At 41.8% G+C, this 6301-nt stretch carries 6 protein-coding genes; 1 reads left to right on the plus strand and 5 read right to left on the minus strand.

The window, feature by feature from the left end:
- Positions 1-168: 168 nt before the first annotated feature.
- The 4 genes from H6G26_RS10540 to H6G26_RS10555 form a co-directional block, all read right to left on the minus strand.
- Complete coding sequence (locus H6G26_RS10540) at positions 169-708, minus strand: DUF4126 domain-containing protein (protein WP_190729188.1); 540 nt, start codon at positions 706-708, stop codon at positions 169-171.
- A 211-nt stretch (positions 709-919) separates the two neighbouring features.
- Positions 920-2215, minus strand: a complete 1296-nt coding sequence (purB, locus tag H6G26_RS10545; RefSeq protein ID WP_190729189.1) for an adenylosuccinate lyase — start codon at positions 2213-2215, stop codon at positions 920-922.
- Positions 2216-2255: 40 nt separating this feature from the next.
- Positions 2256-2807: a DUF421 domain-containing protein gene (locus H6G26_RS10550; protein WP_190729190.1), complete on the minus strand. Its 552-nt coding sequence runs from the start codon at positions 2805-2807 to the stop codon at positions 2256-2258.
- A gap of 155 nt (positions 2808-2962) precedes the next feature.
- Positions 2963-3979, minus strand: coding sequence for a YihY/virulence factor BrkB family protein (locus H6G26_RS10555; RefSeq protein WP_190729191.1), 1017 nt, complete (start codon positions 3977-3979; stop codon positions 2963-2965).
- 211 nt (positions 3980-4190) lie between these two features.
- Here H6G26_RS10555 and H6G26_RS10560 point away from each other — a divergent pair, with 211 nt between their 5' ends.
- Positions 4191-4832, plus strand: a complete 642-nt coding sequence (locus tag H6G26_RS10560) for a type I restriction endonuclease subunit R (RefSeq protein ID WP_190729192.1) — start codon at positions 4191-4193, stop codon at positions 4830-4832.
- A gap of 279 nt (positions 4833-5111) precedes the next feature.
- Here H6G26_RS10560 and H6G26_RS10565 read toward each other — a convergent pair whose 3' ends face one another.
- Complete coding sequence (locus H6G26_RS10565) at positions 5112-5966, minus strand: DUF4394 domain-containing protein (RefSeq protein WP_190729193.1); 855 nt, start codon at positions 5964-5966, stop codon at positions 5112-5114.
- Between the last annotated feature and the right edge of the window lie 335 nt (positions 5967-6301).

Below are 6301 nucleotides of genomic sequence, written 5' to 3' on the forward strand. Positions count from 1 at the left end.
GGGCATTGAGCATTGGGTATTGGGTATTGGGTATTGGAAAACTCTTCTTCCTCTTGCTTTGTTCCAACGTTTGTGTATCTTCTGTTTTAGGAAAAGTTCTCTACCACTTTAGGGGTAGCGTAACCTCATCTAAGCCTGATATTTAAACTTTACCCCATGCCCCATGCCCTATGCCCTTTTGTGATACCAGTTATACCACTCCTTCGCGCTACGAACTGCAAACCAGAGCAGTATTAAAGCAATTACTCCTCCTTGCCAGGGAGCATCAAAGGCAAAAAGTACTAAAGCAACACACAAGGTATCTTGAAGAAAGACTGCCCACAACGGTAAGCCGCGTAAGCGATAGAACCAACCAACTTGAACTAGCTGGAGTACTAAAGCTAATAAACCTCCAATAAAGGCAATCAGCCAGTGTGGTGCTGCTGTTGCACTAGCTACTGCTAACCCCATAATTGCCCCCACGAGGGGAGACATAAATAACTGAACCAGTTGTAGCAATCTTTGCCCCCATAACTTTTTTGAGGCTAACAATTCAACTAAAGACCAACAGGTGAGGCAGCCTAATAAAATAGGTGGAGAAATGTGAGATAAAACTGGGACTTGTGACCACAAGTTACTACCTTGCAATAACCCAATAATCAGCAGAGGTGTACCTATTCTCATCCCTGCTGCCGCAGAGGCAGAAAGTGTGGCTAAGATTTCAATCATTAAGGCACTCGAAGCACTAATAAAGAAGTAAATATCTGTTATTTATACTACCCAGGCCTGGCAATAATTCCAGCACCAAACTTACAGTCTTCAACAAGGGAATACTAAATATTTTTGGTATCTTAATATATCTTCTTTGATCAAATTTGCGTATTGTTTGGGTAACAAGTTAGTAGTGAGCGCTTAAACGCTCACTACAAGCAAATTAATCCTAAATTCCTAACCGTTGATAAACCTCTTCTAAATGCTGGAGATGCTGCTGGGGGTCGAAACAGACTTCTAATTCTGCTGGGGATAACTTTTCGGTAACACGAGGATCTTTGCTAATTAAGTCCTGGAAATTGCCTTCTGGCTTGTTCCAAGCGGCGTGAGCGCTTTCTTGAACGATCGCATAAGCTTCTTCCCGGCTGCTTCCCTTGTCTATTAAGGCAAGTAGCACTTTTTGGCTGAATACAACGCCGCCGTAGCAGTTGAGATTTCGTTCCATGTTTTCAGGATAGACCAATAGGTTTTTCACCAAGTCGGTTATTTCTGACAACATGAAATGTGTCAGAGTACAAGCATCTGGCAAAATCACGCGTTCTACAGAACTGTGGGAAATATCCCTCTCATGCCAAAGAGCAACGTTTTCTAAAGCTGCACCGGCATGACTTCTGACGAGTCGCGCCATTCCCGTCAGCCGTTCCGAACGGATGGGATTGCGCTTGTGTGGCATTGCCGAGGAGCCTTTTTGGCCTTTTGAGAAGAATTCTTCAACTTCCAGAACGTCTGTTTTTTGTAGATTGCGAATTTCTACAGCAAAACGTTCGATGGATGCCGCGACCAAAGCTAATTGTTGCACATAGTCAGCGTGGCGATCGCGGGAAATAACTTGTGTTGATGCCGTATCGGGTTTAAGTCCGAGTTTTTGGCAAGCGATCGCTTCCACACGGGGTTCAACATTTGCATAGGTTCCCACCGCACCAGAAATCTTACCCACGGCAATCGTTTCGCGGAGAATTCTCAGGCGTTCTTGGTGTCGCAACACCTCTGCTAACCACCCAGCTAGCTTGAAACCAAAAGTAATCGGTTCAGCATGAATACCATGCGATCGGCCAGCCATCACCGTATGACGATGCTCTCCTGCTTTTTGACGAATTACTTGAATCAAATCTTCCAGACGTTGCAATAATATATCTAGACTGGCAACCAATTGCAGTGCTAAAGCTGTATCCAAAACATCCGAACTAGTTAAACCCAGGTGAATGTAGCGTCCAGCTTCACCAACATATTCGTTGACATTTGTTAGGAAAGCGATCACATCATGGCGGACTACAGCCTCAATTTCCAACACCCGCTTTGGATCAAAATCTGCCTTGGCTTTAATTTCTTCAACCGCCTGAGATGGAATGTAACCTAGTTCAGCTTGAGCTTCGCAAACAGCAATTTCGACTTGCAGCCAAGTTTTTAGCTTATAGGCTTCACTCCATAGATTAGCCATTTCGGGCAAAGTATAACGCTCAATCACAGTTCGGCACAGAATACAACCGTCATATTTTACAGTTTAATTAATGTACATCGCTTTTTACTACTGCTTTTTGCTCAGGGACGGGATTAGTTTTGGAGTCAAAGGTGATGATACTAATCCTACCGTCAGCCTCCATATATGCAAACTTCACATCTGCTAAAAATTCCACACCTTGCTGGCGTAACTTGCTCATCAACTCATCGTCCGTAATTAACTCTCGTTGCAAATGGCGCTGAATCATCCGACCATTTTTTACCAGTAAAAGCGGTGGCTGATTCATAAAACGTTGGAACTGGGGTATTTTGTAACCTAACCAGTTTAGTAAATAGCTCCAGAAAATCACAGTTCCTACCAGAATAGCGCCTTCAGTAATCGATGTATAATTACTTGCCATAGCGTTTTGGGCAGCTTCAGCAAATAGCACAACTACGAGTAAATCAGTAATTCCTAGTGTTCCTAGTTGTCGGCTAGGAAGAAAACGTAGCACTGAGAACAGCGCTAAATAAACCAGTGAACCACGGATAATTAACTCAAAGATGCTGATGCTAGGAATGAAGATTGCCTGCCAATCGATAAAAAACCATTTTTCCATTAGCATTGATTTTCTTCTTTTTTCAATAGACTTCTGGAAAAATCCAGTATCAAGTTATTTATCTGTGATCTTATTTCATAAGACTAACTTTTATTAGAGGTTAAATACTTCAACATCTATCAGAGTTACAAACATAGAATTCCAGTATTGAGAGATTAAAATCGCTGATTTTTTCTTCTCTGTTTTAAACGCTTGGGCTTCTTGAAAGACTGGAATAAGCGATTAATAAAGTTAGGAGAGGGCTTTTTATTAGTAGACGATTGCCCCCTTTGAGCCTTGCCATTAGATTCCGTGTTATCAGATAAAGGTATGGCATGTTTAGATGGGGTTATGCCGCTGCCGTACCTTCTGGAATAAACTTGGGTAAACTCCGCACCGAAGAAAAGAATCTGTGCGGCATAGTTAACCCAAGCTAAGATTACCACAAGTGAGCCAGCTGCACCATAGGCTGAACCAAAACTGCCATTACCTAAATATTGTCCTAACAAAAATCTACCAATAGAAAACAAAAAGGAGGTGAGCATAGCTCCAATTAAAACATCACTCCAACCAATTTCGACATCTGGTAGAACTTTAAAAATGAGTCCAAATAGAAACGTAGTAATGGCAAAAGAGAGGAGAAAATTGATAATCTGCCAGAGAAAATCCACACCTGGCACTAAGTTACTAAAGTATGTTAATAATGCTGCTAATGCCGTACTAATTACCAGAGAAACTAAAAGTAAAAAGCCAATACCTATCACCATTGCAAAAGACAAAACGCGTAGGCGAATAATGTTCGTTACGCCACGTCCAGGTTTCGGTTTCACTTCCCAAATCGTGTTAAGGGAATCTTGCAACTCGGTAAATAACCCAGTAGCACCCACTAGGAGAACTACGATACTAATAATCGAAGCGATCGCTCCTGTTTTGGGTTTATTAGCATTCTGAATGGCTGTTTGGATAAATTCTGCACCATCTGGCCCGACTAAACCTTGAATTTGTCCAACGATTTGACCCCTTGCCGCTTCTTCTCCAAATACTGCCCCTGCGATCGCAATTACAATAATTAACAACGGTGCAATAGAAAAAATCGTGTAATAAGCTAACGCCGCCGCTAACCGTGAGGCTTTATCCTCACTCCATTCTTTGAATGTCTCTTGTAATAACTTCCAAATCGCCTGCAAATTCATTCAATCAGTCTCCTTTCAAGATGTCGCTTACTTCCTGATATATTGGATACTGATTTCATAAGTAGAAGCATCCTCCCAAGGGAGTTTGTGCAGCGTCCTGGGGGAGTAATTTAGAATTTTATAGTGATATAACAATGCGATAGCGCCAATTGGCGATAAGAAAGATGCACTGATGTTGATAATGTAGCAAAGCAACTGTTACCTAGAAGCAATGACTCAAACGGCAGCAATTACACAAGCAATTACCACTCTTCAGGATGCAGAAAATCGATTCGGTTTTGTCCGTGTTGAAGACGAGAAATTTTTTCCAGAGTGGTATGAGGGATTGTCTGAAATTACAGAAGCGGAAAAAGCTTCTGTGGATGTCGTGCGGCGCAGGTATCTTTATCACCGTGCTGGAGGTGATTTACTAGAAGGGACAGTTATGTTGTTGTTAGTTTCACCAATACTTGCACTCTCTGGATTTTACGATCCTCCTTTCAGAATTAAGGCCGAATCATCCGTGGAACTAGTGCTAGATGATGGCGAAGAGATACTGCGCGGGCGGATTGCCGTTTTAGTGTTACAACAGCAATTGTGGGTGATGGTGTTGGAGTCAAAAAAAACCACGCTGTCAGTTTGGGCGGCTGTACCGCAAGCCCTAGCTTATATGATGGCTAACCCCAACCCCAGTAAACCTGTGTTTGGGATGGTGACGAATGGAGACGATATTTTATTTGTTAAAGTGACGCAAACAAATACACCACAGTACGATTTGTCAAGGGTCTTTGCTCCGTTTGCATCCGTGAGAGAACTATACGCCGTTTTGCAAATTCTCAAGCGTATTGGTCAGTTGATTTCTCCTACGTCTTAGAGGTTGTTTTAAAAGTATCAAGTTGTATAAAGATCCCCCCTAACCCCCCTTAAAAAAGGGGGGAACCGGAATCAAAGTCCCCGTTTTTAAGGCAGGCTGGGGGGATCTACTTGCTCATAGGTGTCAAGTTAGAGGCAGGGGGACTGGAATTCGCGGCTACACAAACAAAGTCTTAAGAAAAATCTGAAGCGCCTACTCTCGATTGAATATCTTAACAATCAAGAGCAGAGTATACGCGTTTACGCTTTTAACAAATAGATTAAGTCGAGCTTGGGATGCCTACTTAGATGTAACGGCTAAACCAATGAAGTTACCTTTAGGTACATCGGCGATTTTAGTTGCAGTGCCAGTAGATAGGTTAATAGTGTAAAGAACTGAACCAGACAGTGCATAGGCAGTATTTTTGCCTTGTGCATCTGTAAAGATGTCGAACCCGCTTATCGGTGCAAAGTTAACACCAAGCTTGCCGATCGTTCTGAGAGTGCCATCATTGGGTGGGTTTTGTAGTACTAAAACATCAAGATCATAGTCAATGCCATAAAGTTGAGTTGATGTGGCTCCAGCAACCGAATTTATGTAAGCGACAGCGGTAATGTTGGGGTCAACTGTAGCGTTGACATCATCACTAGCATAAGCTAGGGTTTTATCGACAGTAACCGCACCAGTATCTACATTGGTACGGAAGTTTTGGTCATTGCTACCTACTGTCCGTAAACGATCTGGTACGGGATTGAAGTCAAACCCTGACTGAAATCCTCCATCAAAGCTGCTAGATAGTTTGCTCACAAAGGTCGCCTGACCAGTTATAGAGTTGATGGTGTATATGTTGTCAGTATCTGTGACACCGTAAAGCAAACCGTTTGCTGGACGGAAGTCAATACCTTGTAAGTTGCCGTCAATTCCTTTGACTTTAATTGCTTTGGCAAATCCACTCGGATCTATATTTACAAGAGTATTATTTGAGGTCAAACCAATGAATCTTAAAGCAGACCATTTGCCTGTAACATTGATTTGAAGGATATCAGCTAATTTGGTAATTCCAACGTCAGCTAAAATTTTGTTAGCACTCAAGCCAAGACTTACAGTGGCTAAAGTAACTATAAGGGCAATTTTACGTGTGATAAAACCTTTCATTCTTAGCTCCAAGATAAGATTTTTTAATTTTGATTCAGCAATGATTAATCCTTTTAGTAAAGGATTAATCATTGAAGCTTAGTGATAACTACAGCCTATGCTTAAATCATTGTTTACAGGTTAAGACAAAATTAATTTTATTAAAAATATTTACACTTAACTTGTCAATAATGCACTTAAATAAGAGTTTATTTAATATTTTTTGAAGGAGGCAGAAGGCAGAAGGCAGAAGGTAGAAGGTCTTATTCACAAGGGGATTCAGACCCCTCCTGAATAAAAGCCACCAAATTAAAAATTTGGTGGGGGTCTTAAACCCAAGTTCCCTCCGGTCACGG

The organism is Nostoc sp. FACHB-888, from assembly GCF_014696655.1.
In the GTDB taxonomy this organism is placed as follows: Bacteria; Cyanobacteriota; Cyanobacteriia; order Cyanobacteriales; family Nostocaceae; genus Nostoc.